Raw genomic sequence first — 15,099 nt, forward strand, 5'->3', positions numbered from 1 at the left:
AGGTAGTGAACATTGGCCGACTGAATCCTACCTAGACGTCGTGTTACTGACAGGAGCATCACTTTGCCGGAGGCAGCCAGGGTGGAGCCAGCTGTGTCGGCGGTGTTACCTGGCGTTGTTTGCCAGGTTACAGCGCGGGACGACTTGAGAGACTGGCCGGTTTTTGCCAGGCTTTCAAGCGAACCGGAAGACCGCTACTCAGGCTGGAGGTGTTCCCCAGAGCAGGCCCCACCCTAGCCTGACGCAGGCACTGGCTTCACCAGTTCCAGTGGTCAGAGTCGGCTATGGGTACCGGACGCGAACGGTAAGGCGGCCAGTATCGCACTGTGTTAGTTCAGCCCGTTCTTCGCCAGCGACATTGCCGAAACGTGCACCAGCAGGCAGCCGGTTCCGCTTAAAACTGGTAACCAAATCATCCAAAACCGGGATGATCCAGTTACCAGCCTTAATGCTCGCCGGCTAACCGCCTGCTGGCGCACTCTTTTCTCTAACTATCCGCGTTCTGGGCTACCTTGACCGTGGCGTCGGCCGCTGTACCGCTGACCTTGTAGACCTGCTTGCCATCTTGCCAGGTCACCGAATTGGTCTCGTTGTCCTCATCTTGACTGTAGACCGTGATGGCACCCGTATCGGCCTTCTTGGGCAGGCTGGCCTTGTTCAACTGCTGGTTGACCTGCTTGGCAAATTGCGTCGGCGTGCCCGTGGCATCGGCGTTGCTGGTAACCGCGGTCACGGACCAGTCACCCTTGTTCCAGTGCACATAGGTGTGGCCCATGGTCCCCTGGACGACGGCCGTGGTGCCATTATTTAGCTTCACACTCGCGCCATTTGACTTGCCCACGTAATCAACCTGGTCCTTGGCCGTGCTGGTGCTACCGTACGTGGTTTTCTGGTAGGTCGCTGACTGGCTATTCGTGGCTGTGTAATTGACCCGGTAATTTTGCTTGGTCCCACTGGCACTGTCGGCCTGTAGCTTGGTCCCATCGGCCGTGGCCTTAGCCGGCGCCGTGGTTTGGCCAACTGAACTGACATCATTAGCCGCGTGAATCTGCAGGGCCGTGCCGGAACCCAAGGCCAACAACGCCAGGGCCGTCGTCACGGTCGTGATGATTTTCGTTTTTCGTTGCATAACTATCCAACTTCCTTCTCTCTATTTCGTCACGTAACTCTTCAGTGCCGTGACGTAGTTGCCGTTGCTCAAAACAAAGTACCGTGAGCCCGTGGACCGCTTCTTAACGCCCGTAACGGTCAGCGTGGTGCCCTTCTTGACAGCCTTTTTCCGGCTACTCTTGGCAAATGAAGACTTCCCGTATTCGTAGACCTTCTTCTTGGTCTTGATGGTCGTTTTGGACCCCAATGACTCGTAGTAAGCGTGGTCTGAGTACTTCGTGTTGGCGGACAGGTAACCTAATTTGGTCTTGATACGGTAAGACTTGCCGCTCGGTGCCTTGACAATCTTCCCGGCTACGGTATCGCCGGCCACGTAATAACCCCCAGTCTTCTTGGACAGACTCGAAGTTGTATAAAGATTCAATTTATGATTCAACGTGAAGGACCCGTGTTGGCCGACCCAATAGCCGGTCGCATCCTGGGACAAGACCCACTGGTTCAGGCCGCTCAAATACAACGCCTGCTTAGACTTGTCCGAGGTGACGCTCTTCACCTTGCTGATCTTGTAAAATTTCTGCCGGTCACTGGCCGCAATCGCCGTGCCATCCGCATCCTTGGTTGCCCCTTTATGTAGATAGACATGTTGGCCCTTCTTGTAACTGCTGTAAGCGTAGGTCGTGTGCGTCAGCGCGGTCGTCGTGGCGTCCGTCCACCAAGAGATCGGGTGCACCGAGGTCACGGCCTTACTGTTATCCGTGTATTCGCCCAACGCGGACAGGTAGTTGTGGTCCGTATATTGCCACAGTGCGTAAGAAATCGTAGGCGTCGTGGAGTAGTTGGCAATCCACTGCGCATCAAAATTCTGGCGTGCGGTGTTGGCATAACTTGTCGCAAAGGATTGGTAAGAATAGAACACCAATTTCTTATTGGTCAACGCGCTCATTTCATCATACCAGGCCTTAACCGCCGCGTTGGTGGTACCGGACGTAACGTCATTTTCTTCAAAATCCAAAACATAAAATTTGGCATTTTTATTCGATCGGTTGTAGAAATCCTTAGCTTCTTGCTTGGCACTGGCCGCGCTGGTGAACCGCGCGTAATCGTACTCCCCAAACGGAATGCCATACTTCACGTACAGCGCCGTGTTATTGGTGGCATAGAGGTCCTTGTACGACGAGCCGTATTGCCGCCGGTTGATGACAAAGGACACCTGACTCTTCAAATTGGCCACCTGTGACGATGTTAACTTTCCTTGCCATTCGGAAATATCCGGAATGGCCAATGTGCTGGCGTGCGCAACGGTCTGGCCGCCACCCCACGCGATTCCGATCAAGGCACTCGCTGCCATCAACGTTTGCGCCAGGCGCTTGGTCCAAGTTTGTTTACTCGACATATGTTTGGCACTTCCCTATTTAAAATTGCTTTCGCTGACTCCTCGTGGCGTGACTGTTTCCCCGCACGCCACGGTTCCCCTGAGGGCACCACCTCACTTCATCTTTAACCATAGCCGATTAAAATGTGCAGACCGTAACAGAGGGATTGCAGTTCAGTTACTAGATTTTACAATTATATTTATTACAGGAATGCCGTTAAATCAACGATAGTGGTAACAATCGGCCTGACAGAAAGTTAGTAACTTGAACTGGCAGCGTGGCGGTCAGCACTGGTTTGTCGGAAATCAAACAAGGCTGAAGCGGGTAGCCGCGGGAAGGCGACCTATTTAGTGGCCTCAATCGTTATCGTTCGTTTATAATTAACTTAATATTCTTCGTTAGCGTGAATCACGTGTGCCAGTTTGTAAATATACGAATATTTATATTTTGTTCCCGTTGATTGTTCAGGAGAAATCACGTACAATGGGGATACTCAAAAAAATCTAGGAGGCCTTCTCATGCGCCGTGCTCTGTTAAGTGTTTCAGATAAGACTGGACTGGTGGAATTTGCCCAGACGTTACTTGCCCAAGATTTCGAAATTGTCTCAACCGGCGGGACGCAAGCGGCCCTCGCTGCGGCCGGAGTCGCCGTCACACCCATCGAAGACGTGACCCACTTTCCCGAAATGTTAGACGGTCGGGTCAAGACGCTCAACCCGCTGGTCTTTGGCGGTATCCTAGCACGCCGTGACAACCCGGAACACCAACAAACGCTGGTCGACCACGCCATCACGCCGATCGACCTGGTCTGTGTCAACCTCTATCCCTTCGCGGCCACGATTGCCCAACCGAACGTGACGCTCGCCGCTGCCGTGGAACAGATCGACATTGGTGGTCCCTCATTGATCCGGGCCGCGGCCAAGAACTACCGCGACGTGCTGGTGGTCTGTGATCCCGCTGACTACGATCAAGTAGGCCATGCGCTCGCTGAACACACGGATGATCTACGTTTCCGCAAGCACTTAGCGGCCAAGGTCTTCCATCATACGGCCCACTACGACGCGGTCATCGCCACCTATCTGACCGACGACGCCAAGCCCGATACCCTGACGCTGACTTACAAACGCAAACAAGCCCTCCGCTACGGCGAAAACCCGCAACAGACGGCAACTTTTTATCAAGACTACGAACCGGCCCCCTTCTCCATCGCCGCTGCCAAACAGCTGCACGGCAAGCCGCTGTCCTTCAATAATATCAAGGACGCCGACGCGGCGCTGGGACTGATTCGGGAATTCAGCGACCCGACCGTCGTCGCCCTCAAGCACATGAACCCTTGTGGCATCGGCTCGGCCGTGGACCTGTCGACGGCTTGGGACAAATGCTACGCCGCCGATGACATCTCCATCTTTGGCGGAATCATCGTCCTCAATCGCCCGGTCGACCTGGCCACTGCCACCAAAATGCACAAGTTATTCTTGGAAATCATCATCGCACCGGCCTTCGACGACGATGCGTACGATGTGCTGGCCAAGAAGAAAAATCTCCGGTTGTTGACCGTCGACTTCGCGACCGCCCAACAACCGGAACCCGACGAATTAGTCAGCGTCCGTGGTGGGCTTCTCCGTCAGGAACGCGACAACGTGCTGGATGACCCTGCTGATTTCCAAGTCGTCAGTCACGCCCAACCCACCGCCGACCAATTGGCGGCCATCAGCTTTGGTCTGAAGGCCATCAAGTTCGTCAAGAGTAACGCCATCTTGATCAACACGGCGGACCAAACACTGGGTGTCGGCCCCGGTCAAATGAACCGGATCGATGCCGTCAAGATTGCGGTTGGTAAGGCCGAAACCAAGCCCAACTATGCTCAGGGCGTTCTGGTCTCCGATGCCTTCTTCCCAATGGACGACTGTGTCGCCTACGCGGCAGAACACGGCATCACGGTCATCGCTGAACCGGGCGGTAGCATTCGTGACCAGGACTCCATCGCCATGGCCGACAAGCTGGGTGTCGCCTTGATCTTCACGGGCAACCGGCATTTCCGTCACTAACCACAAGCATGTAAAAGGGAGAGTAGGACAGAGGGCAATCAGCCAGTGAGCATTAAAGGCGCGGCTCCCTTTGGCGCATGTTTCAGCTATCTAAATACTAAGCTTAGAGACATAAGAGCATCCCGTCGGATAACTCTTATGCCTCTAAGCTTAGTATATTTTCTATGGTTAATATTTAATAAACTTAATTATAAGGCTGATAATGATGGGATAAAAATAAAAGAATACATCAATTTTAATGAACTAGTTGCCATAAAAAAATACGCTCGGTCACCGCGCGCACTTTTAAGGAACAATTTATCCTTCGCACTATTCAAATGGATTGGGTAACCCGTTAGCGACTTTTTCAGTTGCAGCCGCCGCCCGTTCTTGATTAACTAAGTCGATTGCCTGTGGATTTCGATAAATAGCAAGTTTTTCATCAATCCCTTTGAGGTTCGCCATAATTGTTGCTTGCTGAGCTAGAATTTGTTGGCGGTGACGTTGCAACAACCGTTCACGGTGAGCAATCGTCTTCGGCCCTTGCATCACGTCTTCGATGTAGCTTCGAATATCGGCAATTTTCATACCGGTATTTTTCAAACAACAGATCGTATGTAGTAAGTGTAGATCGCCATCCGTAAAAACTCGGTAACCCGCTGCGTTGCGTGCGACAAACGGCAACAAGCCTTGCTGATCATAATAGCGCAGTGTATAGATGGACAGACCAGTTTTAGCAGCAACGTCCTTAATTTGATATAGCAAAATAAATTTCACTCCTGACTTTCCCTCGAGTACACTCGAGGGTTTATAGTAATGATAATAACCGATTCAATCAAAATATACAATTGATCCTCAAGGAGTTTAAAATGAAAAAATTAATTTTAGTCACCGGCGGCAATGGCTTTTTAGCGACTCACATTATCAAAGAACTGCTGACTCATGGCTACGCTGTCCGGGCGACCCTCCGTTCATTGAGTAAAGCCACCCCGGTCAAACGAGCCCTTACACACCACCACGTCCCTCACTTAGATGCACTCAGCTTTGTCGTAGCCAATCTCACTCAAGACGCAGACTGGGCCGCGGCAATGACTGGTGTCGATGCCGTGATGAGCGTCGCCGCACCCGTTTTCGTCAACGGCGAAAGTGTCGATGGAAAAATTAGTCACGCCGCCCAGGTCGGCGTCCAACGGATTTTACGCGCCGCAACCACTGCCGGGGTCAACCGAGTCATCATGACGGGCAACCTCGGTGCCGTGGGTTTCAGTAATTTTAGCCGGACAAAGCCAGTTACGCCTACCGACTGGACGGACCCGGCACAACCGGGCCTATCCCCTTATGAAAAATCAAAATTGTTGGCAGAACAGGCGGCGTGGCAATTCGTCAAAACACATCCCCAAGCACCCCAACTGGTCACTGTTAACGCGGGGGCAATGCTGGGACCTAGTTTAAGCGACCACGTTTCGGGGAGTTTTGGTATTTTAACACGCTTAATTGACGGCAAACCAACGCCAAATCTAACGATCAACGTGGTTGACGTGCGCGATGTCGCCCACATGCACGTTTTGGCGTTACAAACGCCCAATGCGGCGGGCCACCGCTTCATCGCAGTCGCGCCGACCCCCATCGATATGCGAACGGTGATCCAATTGATCAAAACGACTCAGCCAACGTTAGCGCTAAAATTACCACGTCATTTGTTGCCAACCACTTTGATCCACTTACTGGCACCGTTCAATGCGGAGGTCCGGACCGCTAACCTCATGTTAAAGCTCAATCATCACGTCAGTACCCAGTCTGCAACTACATTTTTAAATTGGCACGCGCAATATTCCAGTACACAAGCCGTAGTGGCAGCATTGGATTCTTTAGCAAACCGCTAAAAATTTTCTCATTAACAAATACCCCGCATCTGTAGAGCAACTCTACTTGATACGGGGTGTTTGCGATGAAATACTAAATATACTAAGCTTAGAGGCATAAGGTTGAAAGACGAAAATCAGCTGAAACTACTGTTAGCATGCGACTTCTGATGTTAAAAATGGTCGTTTACAGCCTCACGATGCGAGCTGGCCGCCTACCGTTCGCCAAATATAGGTCGGAACGCTGGGACGGGCCGAGCCAAAGGGCGGTCTCGACGCCTCGCTTTGAGCCGAAAATCGCGTCTCAAAGTGGCCTCATGACCGAAACGTGCGCCAACAGGCAACTGGTTCCGTTTAACACTGCAAGACAAATAATCCAAACCCGGGATTATCCGCCTAGCCCGTTAATGCTCGCCAGTTAACCGCCTGTCGTCACACTCTTTTCAGCGGCTGAACCCATATTTGGCGAACTCCCGGCTAAGGTGGTGCGTGCTAGTAACAGTTGGCTTAACCCCTGATAGTAGCTGCACTGACAACTAGTCTTTCATTAACACAGTGCTGCTGATAGACATCAACCTTGCCGGAGGCAGCCAGGGATGGCCCCAGCTGGGTCGGCGGTGTTGGCTGAGGTCCTTTCTCAGCCTACAGCGCGGTTCGTTTTTCAGTCTGGAGCCGTTCCCCAGAGCCGGCCCACCCTAGCCTGACGCAGACGTCTGGTTCCGCCAATTTTAGGCGTCGGAACACCGTCGTTATAGCAATCAGCGCGTTAATTTTACTTGCAACCTTCAGTCAGCTATGTAGAAGTGACGCGAAAAGAGCCTGGGATGATCACTTGTCCCAGGCTCCTTGTCTCTAGATTTAAATGACTAAAGGTGATCTCTATTGTGCCGACATCCCGCCATCGACCACAAACTCGGAGCCGGTCGCGTAACTGGCGTCGTCCGAAGCCACGAACAGGACTAACTTGGAAACTTCCTCAGGCTTGGCGATGCGCCGAAGTGGGATGGCCTTGGCAAACTGCTTCACGGCTTCTTCCGTTCCGGGTTGGGAGATCATCGGCGTTTCAATCACCCCTGGGTGAACCGAGTTGACCCGCACGCCGGATGGTGCCAGTTCTAAGGCGGCGGCCTTGGTCATCCCCCGCACGGCAAACTTGGTATCGGTGTACCCCACGGCACCACCGACGAGCCCATTTAATGAAGAAATGTTGACGATGGAACCAGCGTGTTGGGCCACCATTTCCTTGGCCACGGTCTTGACCCCCAGGAAGGTCCCGAGTTGGTTGATCTTAAAGATCTTTATGTAATCCTCTTCGCTAATGTCTTGGAGTCCCTTGGCAAACGTGATGCCGGCATTGTTGACCAAGATATCGATCCGGCCAAACGTTGCCTTGGTTTGATCGACCACCTTTTGCCAATCGGCTGCGCTGGACACATCGTGTTGGATAAAGATGGCGGCATCGCCGAGTTCTTGGGCCAACTGCGTCCCTTCGGCTTCCTTCACATCGGTAATAACGACCTTAGCGCCTTCTTTGACAAACAGCTTGGCGTGAGCGGCCCCCATGCCTTGCGCAGCACCGGTAATAATCGCAACCTTACCATCTAGTTTTCCCATAATCGAACGCCTCCATATTATTTTGGTGATATCGCTTACAAAAAATATTATACTGGATTTACTGATCAGTCGCTAATTAAATGCCTAATCCCAAAGTTAATCACCCTTAAAAAACACCCCAATTCGGGGCACATCCGTCATCATAATCTTCAGAAAGCCTTATGATGGAAGAACGTAGGGAGATTCATCACTGAGATTTTCGGGGGAGACGACTAATCATGAAATTTACCCACACGCCACGGTTGACCATTGTGGTCCCGTGCAACAATGAAGCACCCGTTCTACCAACGACGGCGCCCGTGCTGGCCGACCTGTTGACCCGCTTGATGCACGAGCGCGCCATTGCCACGGACAGTAAAATCTTATTTGTTGACGACGGTAGTCAGGACCAGACCTGGTCGCTGATTTCGCAATACACGCAACAGGACCGAATCTTTACGGGTCTCAAATTCAGCCGCAACTACGGTCAAGAAGCGGCCTTGATGGGCGGCATGCAGACGGCCAGCGCTTACTCGGACATGATCATTACCATCGACGCCGACTTACAAGACGACCCCAACTTGATTCCGGAGATGGTCGCCAAGGCCCACGCCGGTTTTGACGTGGTCTATGGCGTACGTAATGACCGGTCCACAGATTCCTGGTTCAAACGCACGTCTGCTGAGGGCTTCTACTGGGTCATGGGCAAGCTGGGCGTCGATTTGATTCCCAACCACTCGGACTTTCGGCTGTTGACGCAACCCGTCGTGGCCGCCTTGATGGCCTGCCAGGAACGCAAGCCCTTTATTCGGGGCATCATCCCGCAACTGGGCTTTCCAGCTACCAAATTGTACTACAAACGTCAGCCCAGAACAGCCGGCGTTTCCAAGTACCCGTTACGCAAAATGTTGCGGTTCGCCCTGGACGGCATTTTATCATTTTCCATTGCACCGATTCGCGCAGTCCTGTATGCTGGACTGGTCATCTGCACGGGGGCATTCGTCATGTTACTGTGGATCCTCATCCAACACCTGCGGGGCACCGTGGTCACCGGGTGGAGTTCTATCATGGCGTCGCTGTGGTTCCTCGGGGGCTTTCAGCTGATCGCCATCAGCATCATCGGCGAATACGTGGGGCGCACCTTTACTGAGGTCAAACACCGGCCGCGTTTCATCATCCAAACAGATACCTACACGCCCAGCTTTGCGCGGCAACCCATGCCCTACCCGCAAGCCGTGACGCTGTACCGCAAGCAACAAGTGATTAAATCAGGAGGCCACTCATGAAAATTCGACACGACATTACCGTCACGTTAGGCGGCATCATTAGCTTAGGACTACTACTGACCTTTGGGCTAGCGCTGTGGCCGGTAACGATTCGCGTCGATCATGACTGGCTCAAACCCTTGGCCCTACTGGTGGCCAGTGCCCTGTATTTGGGCGGTGTCGGGTTATTGTTTCGTTTCTTGCATCGCGTCACCCCAAAGACGAGCAAATGGCTGGCCTGGGGGCTGTGGGGCATATTCCTCCTGGTTCAAGTGTGGGTCGCCACGACCTGGGTGGCCGCACCGCGCGCCGATCTGTACTTCGTGCATCAACAGGCGCTCAACCTACTCGATGGCAGTCATCACTGGAACGCCTATTTCTACACCTATCCCAACAACGTAAACTTCACGCTCCTGCTCAGTGGGATCCTGCAACTGGGCCGCTGGCTGGTCGGCAGCGACTCTGGCGTTTGGCTCAACGTCGTGCAATTTGCCTGGCTGGACCTCGGGCTACTGGCTATTTGGCACCAGCTCCGCCGCCACAATCCGGCGCGGGCCAACTTGTTCATGGTGCTCATCATGACGGCGGTCCCCTTCTACGCCTACGCGCTGAACACTTATAGCGATACGGCCGTGATCCCGTTGGCCTTACTGGCAATTGCGGCCTTTCGCCACCTTCAGCGCGCCACGACCTGGGAACAAATTACCGTGCGTAGCATCGTCTTGAGCCTCCTACTGGTGGCCGCCTACCTGATCAAAGCCAACTTCATCGTTCTGTTGATTGCGGTGGTCATCACGCTGTGGGTCCGCCCCAACCAGTCGCCGCACCCCGGCTTCACCCGTAGCCTCTTGACGCTGGTCTTGTTGGCGACGCTAGTGGTGGGCGGTGGTCTGGCCAAGAAGACAGCGCGCGCTAACGGCTACGTGACAGACCCGAACCAGGCCCTGCCCGCCATGAGTTGGGTGGCCATGAGCTGGAATCCCGCAACCTATGGGCAATACCACCTCGATAACGTCGCCCAGATTCGCCAGCAGCCGACCCAGGCGGCCAAACAAGCGACGGCCAAGGCCGACCTGACGACCTATCTTCACGAAATGGGTCCCAGTGGCATTGCCAACCACCTGTTCAAAAAAGCCCGCCTCTTCTTGGCCAACGGGACCTTTGACAGCTTTCAGATCAACCGGGCCTACGACCGTGCGCCCAACTGGTACCGCCAGCACCGCGCAACCAGCGATTGGTTCCTGGCTATCTGGTGTCAACTGAGCTATTTGGCGCTCCTATTGGTCAACCTAGGCTGGGGCATCCAGCAGATTCGCCGCTACCACCTGACTTCGGCCTATCTGCTTGGTGGCCTGTTCTTCATCGGACTGGCCTGCTTTCACATCATCTTCTGGGAGACTGAAGAACGCTACGCCTTGCCGATTTTCTTCCTATTGATTGCGGGCACGGCGGCTGGGTATCGCCAACCACTGAACATCCTACGCTATTCGGAACGGTCCAGCTGGCTGCCGCTGGGCATGGCCCTAGCCTTCACCGGCATTTTGGGGCTGGCGGCTTGGCAAAATACCAACCTGATGGTCCACTCCAACAGCGAGCCCGTCAGTGTGGTCAGTCAAAATGAGGGCCACTACTACCAAAACCACCATCTACGCCTGAACACGCGCCAGTCGCTGACCCAACCGTTTACGGCCCCCCTGCCCTTTGATCAGTTCACGATTGGTACCGGCAAACGCCTGACCGGTCAGCTCACCTTGACCAACGTCCAAGGGAAAGTCGTTTGGCAATCTCGGGGGAAGACCACAACGTTTGATCAGACCATTCCGCTGCAAGCGCCCGGCACCTATCACCTGACCGTGACCAACCGCGGGTCCCACACTATCGCGCTCCAGACGGCGCCCGCGACCTATCCGTTATTGCCGCAAGCCATCCAGCACCATCCCCACGAGTACCTGAGTTTTGAGGTCAAACAACGTAGCGTCGCCCCAGTCTTGTCCAACGGCAAGTTCTGGCTGCTCTTTGGCGCCATGTGGCTCAGCGGCCTATTGGTCATCGACCGTTTCTACTGGTACCGGCGGCGAATTTAAGCTTTTTTGTGGAATTTCTTGCCTTCGAGCCACACGAAGGGTCTAGAATAAGTTTTATGGGGCATTGGGCCCCGCAGTCTATTCCCTCATCGGTTCGTAAAAAGGAGTAATCAATCAGTGACAACAGAAATCAACCAACAAACCTTAACCGGCGAACGGGCCCTCTTTCAGGGGCACGATTTGCACATTACTAACAGTACCTTTGTCGACGGGGAATCCCCGCTAAAACACAGTCAAAACGTGGCCATCGACCACACGATTTTCAAATGGAAGTACCCGCTGTGGTACACCCATCACGCCAACCTGACCCACACCACCTGGCAGCCAGACGCCCACGCCGGTATCTGGTACACCGATGATCTGACCATGACCCACAGCCTGGTGCGCGCCACCAAGACCTTCCGGCACGCCAGTCACCTCAAGCTTGACGACGTCACCTTTGCTAACGCTGGTGAAACGCTGTGGTGGTGCCAAGACGTCCAACTCGATAACGTGACGGCGACCGGCGACTACTTTGGCATGAACAGCGAAAATGTCGTCGTTCACAATTTAAAGGTGAGCGGCAATTACGCCTTTGACGGCAGCAAGAACGTCGAGGTCCACAATTCCACCTTTATCACTCACGATGCCTTTTGGAATTGCGACAACGTGACCATCTACGACTCCACCATCATTGGCGAATACCTGGCTTGGAACACCAAGAACATTACCTTTGTCAACTGTTGGCTGGAAAGCGATCAAGGCCTGTGTTACGTCGATCATCTGACCATGAAAAACTGTTCGTTGATCAACACCGATTTGGCCTTTGAATACTGCACCGACATCGATGCCACCATCAACACGGCCATCGACAGCGTGAAGAACCCCGTCAACGGTAAGATCACCGCGCCCGCCATTGGCCAAGTCATTTTCGACGACCCAGCCATCGACGCTAAACGCACCACGATTACCACGACTAAGGAGGCCTTGCAACAATGAGTTATGACTTTTCTGAAATGATCGACCGGCGCCACACCAATTCCGTGAAGTGGGACGTGAAGGACAACGAGCTGCCCATGTGGGTGGCCGACATGGACTTTCGCACCGCGCCCGCCATTGTGGACGCCATCAAACGAAAGGCCGACACCGGGATCTTTGGCTATGAAGAAGTTCCGGATGCCTACTTTAAAGCGGTCCAACACTGGTATGCGACCGAACACAACTGGACACCGCAGACCGACTGGATGCGCTTCGTGACTGGCGTGGTGCCCGCCATTTCGTCGGCCGTGCGGCGAGTCAGCCACGTCGGCGACAACGTTTTAGTCCAGGCGCCCGTTTACAATATTTTCTATAATTCCATCGTCAATAACGGTCGCCACGTCTTGAGCAACGACCTGCACTTTCAAGACGGCACCTACGTCATCGACTGGGATGATTTAACCGCCAAATTGGCGGACCCATTGACGACCATGATGATTCTGTGTAACCCGCACAATCCGGTCGGTAAGGTTTGGCAACCCGCCGAACTCAGTCGGCTGGCAGACCTGGCTGCGGCTAACCACGTCACGGTCTTTTCCGACGAAATCCACGGCGACATCACCGACGCCGGGCACGGCTACACGCCCTTTGCCTCGGTCAGTGATACTGCGGCCAACCACAGCATCACGGCCGTTTCGCCCAGCAAGACCTTCAACGTCGCGGCCTTACACGCGGCCACGTTGATCATCCCCAACGAAAATCTGCGCAACAGCGTTGACCGCGGCATCAACAGTGAAGAACTGGCCGAACCCAACGCCTTTGCCATCCCCGGCACCATCGCGGCCTACACCCAAGGCGCCGAATGGGTCCACGAGCTAAACGCTACGATCACGGCCAATAAGCAAACGTTAACGACCTTTATCCAGCAACACTTGCCAGAACTCCAGGTGATTGCCGGCCACGCCACCTACTTGGTCTGGATCGATTGCCAAGCCATCACCCACGATACCCAGGCGTTGTGTGACGTGATTCGCCAAGAAACGGGCCTCTTCATTACTGCCGGAGCTGTCTATGGCGGCGACGGCCACGACTTCGTACGCATCAACGTCGCCTGCCCGGCCGAACGCTTACAGGACGGGCTTGACCGCCTAGTACAAGGGATTCACGCCTTTCAAGCGAAATAGCTAAGGTGTGAAAGCACTGGTTCGCCAGTGGACCAGTCATCGCCTTTTCGGGAATCAACCCGTTAATTTGACGTTCACCTTTTTTAAATCAGCATCGCACGGCCGACTGTTAACTCACTTAACGGGCGGCCGTTTTTATTTGCCAATAATTATCGGTTGATAACACTTTCCAGTACCGTCAACCATCTTGCCCGTGATATACTAACTTTGATACCGATTTCACGTTAATTTTCGAGGAGGAATTCATTATGCCAATCAATCCAGCTGACGCGCAAGACGTCTACCGCGACGCCGGCGACAACATCATGTTTACCACTTACGTTATTGACCGTGACCATCTCGACCAGGACCGCGATGCCCTGGCCGAATTTGCTGACCGCCTCGCTGCGATTGAGCGCAGTATGGCGATTCGCTCGCCCGAAGCCAATCTGCGGGTCGCCTTTGGCTTGGGGGCCACGGCCTGGAAACTGCTCTTCCCAACGGCCAACGTGCCGAAAGAACTCGTGGATTTTCAAGAGGTCAAAGGCCCCAAGTACACGGCTCCAGCAACCCCGGGCGACCTGTTCCTCCACGTTCGGGCCAAGGACACGGCCGTGGTTTATGAAGTCATGGACCAGGCGCGGGAATTTCTCCGCGATTGGACGACCGTGGTCGATGAAACGCCAGGGTTCCGCTACTTTGAAGGCCGGGCCATCATCGGCTTCATCGACGGCACGGAAAATCCCGCGGGACCCGATGCCACCCAGTACGCGCTGATTGGCGAGGAAGACCCCGAATTTATCAACGGCTCCTACGCCTTTGCCCAGAAGTACCTGCACAACATGGACGCCTGGAAGTCCCTGAACACCGACAACCAGGAAAAAGCCATTGGGCGGCATAAATTCAGTGACCGCGAACTCGAAGACGACGAAAAATTACCGAATGCCCACAACATTGCCTCCCAAGACAACGAGGGCGGCGTCGAACACAAAATTGTGCGGATGAACGTGCCGTTTGCCGAACCGGGCAAGGGCATCGTCGGCACCTACTTCATCGGCTACGCCCGCCATTTCACCGTGACTCAGCGCATGCTGACTAACATGTTCACCCAAAGCGACCGACTGCTGGACTTCAGTACGCCCATCACCGGTGCAGCCTTCTTCATTCCTTCCCGGCGCCTGCTGGAAAAGATTGCGGATGGCGAGTACTTCCCGCAAGATTAGTTTGACCATTTATCTAACCCGATTAATGAAAAGCGTTTGGGACGAAATCGCCCAAACGCTTTTTGTGCACTAACCTTAAATTGCCGAAACGTGGGCCTGGGACAAAACCTCCCGGGCCCGTTCGCGTCACCTTTACATAGTTACATAGCTGAAACGTGCGCCAAAAGCCACCAGTTCCGCTTAAAACTACTAACCAAACAATCCCAGCCTGGGATTGTTCGGTTAGCAACCTTAATGCTCGCCGGCTAATCGCCTGTCCCACTCTCACTTTCGGCTTGTCACAAAAATTTTACATTTGCACAAAAAAGGGGGATTTAAAACACTTGCGAGCGCATACAATTAAGTCATTAATGTTGACCTTCCGCGGTTATGGGCGTATCTTAATGGGGTTACCATAACGAATAAGTCACGATTGGTTTGCGTTATTTAAGGTAACCTCACC

At 53.7% G+C, this 15,099-nt stretch carries 11 protein-coding genes; 7 read left to right on the plus strand and 4 right to left on the minus strand.

Annotation, left to right across the window (positions count from 1 at the left end; translation table 11 throughout):
* Positions 1-487: 487 nt before the first annotated feature.
* Positions 488-1,129, minus strand: coding sequence for a hypothetical protein (locus tag LKH74_RS05705; protein WP_287788585.1), 642 nt, complete (start codon positions 1,127-1,129; stop codon positions 488-490).
* Between the two features lie 21 nt (positions 1,130-1,150).
* Positions 1,151-2,503: a GH25 family lysozyme gene (locus LKH74_RS05710; protein ID WP_287788586.1), complete on the minus strand. Its 1,353-nt coding sequence runs from the start codon at positions 2,501-2,503 to the stop codon at positions 1,151-1,153.
* A gap of 498 nt (positions 2,504-3,001) precedes the next feature.
* On the opposite strand from LKH74_RS05710, the gene purH reads away from it, so the two are divergent.
* The gene (gene purH, locus LKH74_RS05715) at positions 3,002-4,531 is read left to right on the plus strand and encodes a bifunctional phosphoribosylaminoimidazolecarboxamide formyltransferase/IMP cyclohydrolase (RefSeq protein WP_287788587.1); all 1,530 of its coding nucleotides are present in this window, start codon (positions 3,002-3,004) and stop codon (positions 4,529-4,531) included.
* A gap of 309 nt (positions 4,532-4,840) precedes the next feature.
* Here the strand turns inward: purH and LKH74_RS05720 are convergent, their stop codons facing one another.
* Complete coding sequence (locus LKH74_RS05720; protein WP_135367256.1) at positions 4,841-5,275, minus strand: MerR family transcriptional regulator; 435 nt, start codon at positions 5,273-5,275, stop codon at positions 4,841-4,843.
* Between the two features lie 104 nt (positions 5,276-5,379).
* Here LKH74_RS05720 and LKH74_RS05725 point away from each other — a divergent pair, with 104 nt between their 5' ends.
* A complete protein-coding gene (locus tag LKH74_RS05725) occupies positions 5,380-6,393 on the plus strand; it encodes an NAD-dependent epimerase/dehydratase family protein (RefSeq protein WP_135367255.1) in 1,014 nt (337 codons plus the stop codon).
* Positions 6,394-7,251: 858 nt separating this feature from the next.
* Here the strand turns inward: LKH74_RS05725 and LKH74_RS05730 are convergent.
* Complete coding sequence (locus tag LKH74_RS05730; protein ID WP_135367254.1) at positions 7,252-7,986, minus strand: SDR family NAD(P)-dependent oxidoreductase; 735 nt, start codon at positions 7,984-7,986, stop codon at positions 7,252-7,254.
* A gap of 218 nt (positions 7,987-8,204) precedes the next feature.
* Here LKH74_RS05730 and LKH74_RS05735 point away from each other — a divergent pair, with 218 nt between their 5' ends.
* From LKH74_RS05735 to LKH74_RS05755, 5 genes are all read left to right on the plus strand, one after another.
* Positions 8,205-9,251: a glycosyltransferase family 2 protein gene (locus LKH74_RS05735; RefSeq protein WP_135367253.1), complete on the plus strand. Its 1,047-nt coding sequence runs from the start codon at positions 8,205-8,207 to the stop codon at positions 9,249-9,251.
* Positions 9,248-11,314 carry a hypothetical protein gene (locus LKH74_RS05740; RefSeq protein ID WP_287788588.1) on the plus strand — a complete coding sequence of 689 codons (2,067 nt, stop codon included), beginning with the start codon at positions 9,248-9,250 and terminating at the stop codon, positions 11,312-11,314. Before LKH74_RS05735 ends, LKH74_RS05740 begins: the two co-directional genes overlap by 4 nt.
* A gap of 117 nt (positions 11,315-11,431) precedes the next feature.
* A complete protein-coding gene (locus tag LKH74_RS05745; RefSeq protein ID WP_135367251.1) occupies positions 11,432-12,292 on the plus strand; it encodes a DUF3737 family protein in 861 nt (286 codons plus the stop codon).
* Entirely contained in the window at positions 12,289-13,455 is a 1,167-nt protein-coding gene (locus LKH74_RS05750) for a MalY/PatB family protein (protein ID WP_287788589.1), read from the plus strand. The genes LKH74_RS05745 and LKH74_RS05750 overlap by 4 nt, the downstream gene beginning before the upstream one ends.
* A gap of 248 nt (positions 13,456-13,703) precedes the next feature.
* Positions 13,704-14,657 carry a Dyp-type peroxidase gene (locus tag LKH74_RS05755; protein WP_287788590.1) on the plus strand — a complete coding sequence of 318 codons (954 nt, stop codon included), beginning with the start codon at positions 13,704-13,706 and terminating at the stop codon, positions 14,655-14,657.
* Positions 14,658-15,099: the final 442 nt, after the last annotated feature.

Origin of the sequence: Levilactobacillus sp. (assembly GCF_022646225.1) — a bacterium.
Taxonomy (GTDB): Bacteria; Bacillota; Bacilli; order Lactobacillales; family Lactobacillaceae; genus Levilactobacillus; species Levilactobacillus suantsaiihabitans.

Coding starts and splice junctions, on each gene's coding strand:
- LKH74_RS05705 (WP_287788585.1), bottom strand. CDS start 1,129: ATGCAACGAAAAACGAAAATCATCACGACCGTGACGACGGCCCTGGCG.
- LKH74_RS05710 (WP_287788586.1), bottom strand. CDS start 2,503: ATGTCGAGTAAACAAACTTGGACCAAGCGCCTGGCGCAAACGTTGATG.
- purH (WP_287788587.1), top strand. CDS start 3,002: ATGCGCCGTGCTCTGTTAAGTGTTTCAGATAAGACTGGACTGGTGGAA.
- LKH74_RS05725 (WP_135367255.1), top strand. CDS start 5,380: ATGAAAAAATTAATTTTAGTCACCGGCGGCAATGGCTTTTTAGCGACT.
- LKH74_RS05730 (WP_135367254.1), bottom strand. CDS start 7,986: ATGGGAAAACTAGATGGTAAGGTTGCGATTATTACCGGTGCTGCGCAA.
- LKH74_RS05735 (WP_135367253.1), top strand. CDS start 8,205: ATGAAATTTACCCACACGCCACGGTTGACCATTGTGGTCCCGTGCAAC.
- LKH74_RS05740 (WP_287788588.1), top strand. CDS start 9,248: ATGAAAATTCGACACGACATTACCGTCACGTTAGGCGGCATCATTAGC.
- LKH74_RS05750 (WP_287788589.1), top strand. CDS start 12,289: ATGAGTTATGACTTTTCTGAAATGATCGACCGGCGCCACACCAATTCC.
- LKH74_RS05755 (WP_287788590.1), top strand. CDS start 13,704: ATGCCAATCAATCCAGCTGACGCGCAAGACGTCTACCGCGACGCCGGC.